General features: G+C 51.8%; 1 rRNA gene. It reads left to right on the top strand.

Annotated features, from left to right (window positions below):
• Nucleotides 1–54 precede the first annotated feature (54 nt).
• Nucleotides 55–1,559: ribosomal RNA gene (locus tag LI074_RS16980) — 23S ribosomal RNA — on the top strand; the annotation flags it as partial.

Here is a 1,559-nt window from a genome sequence, read left to right as displayed (position 1 = left end):
AAAACAATGAGAATCAAACGACCGCATCACCTACGCTAGGGTGATGAAGCGAAAGGTCAAGCAATAAGGGCACAGGGCGGATGCCTTGGCACTAAGAGCCGATGAAAGACGTGATAAGCTGCGATAAGCTTCGGGGAGGAGCAAATATCCCGTGATCCGGAGATGTCTGAATGGGGAAACCCACATGAGCAAACCTCATGTATCCATACGCCAATCCATAACGTATGGAAGGGAACCCGGGGAACTGAAACATCTAAGTACCCGGAGGAAAAGAAAGAAAACTCGATTCCGTAAGTAGCGGCGAGCGAACGCGGAGGAGCCTAAACCGGAATGCGTGCATTCCGGGGTTACGGACTGCATTTAAGATTCTTTGAAGCTAACAGAACGGTTTTGGGAAAGCCGGCCGGAGAGGGTGAAAGCCCCGTACGTGAAAGCTGATGAGACTGAGCAGGATCCAGAGTACCACGAGACACGTGGAACCTTGTGGGAAATCAGGGGGACCACCCCCTAAGGCTAAATACTACTTAGTGACCGATAGCGCATAGTACTGTGAAGGAAAGGTGAAAAGGACCCCGGGAGGGGAGTGAAAGAGAACCTGAAACCCTGTGTCTACAAGCTGTGGAAGCACTTTATATGTGCGACCGCGTACTTTTTGTAGAACGGTCCGGCGAGTTACGCTTACTGGCAAGGTTAAGCACTTCAGGTGTGGAGCCGTAGGGAAACCAAGTCTTAAGAGGGCCTTAAGTCAGTAGGAGTAGACCCGAAACCGGGTGATCTATCCATGTCCAGGTTGAAGCTGCCGTAAGAGGTAGTGGAGGACCGAACCCACATCCGTTGAAAAGGGTGGGGATGAGGTGTGGATAGGGGAGAAATTCCAATCGAACCCGGAGATAGCTGGTTCTCCTCGAAATAGCTTTAGGGCTAGCCTCGATACAGATTTGCGGAGGTAGAGCACTGAATTTCCTAGGGGGCGTCAAAGCCTACCGAAGAATATCAAACTCCGAATGCCGCGTAATCGATTATCGGGAGTCAGACTGCACGAGATAAGTTGGGCGGTCAAAAGGGAAAGAGCCCAGACCTTCAGTTAAGGTCCCCAAGTGCGCGTTAAGTGGAAAAGGATGTGGGATTTCGAAGACAACCAGGATGTTGGCTCAGAAGCAGCCATCCATTCAAAGAGTGCGTAATAGCTCACTGGTCGAGAGGTCCTGCGCCGAAAATGTCCGGGGCTGAAACGCGCCACCGAAACTAAGGAACCGAAAGGTTGGTAGAGGAGCATTGCATGCGGGAAGAAGCAGTACCGAAAGGAGCTGTGGACTGCATGGAAGAGAGAATGCCGGAATGAGTAGCGAGAATAAGGTGAGAATCCTTATGGCCGAATATCCAAGGTTTCCAGAGTAAAGCTGATCTGCTCTGGGTAAGTCGGGGCCTAAGGCGAGGACGAGAGTCGTAGCCGATGGACAACAGGTGGAGATTCCTGTACTGCGGTATGACAGAACTGTGGGGACACGTAAGGAAAGCGGAAGCCGGGAATGGAAAGCCCGGTGCAAGCGGGGTACCAG

Source organism: Blautia sp. MSK18_10, from assembly GCF_020553185.1.
GTDB lineage: Bacteria > Bacillota > Clostridia > Lachnospirales > Lachnospiraceae > Blautia_A > Blautia_A wexlerae.
This window is presented reverse-complemented; position numbering and strand designations above follow the sequence as displayed.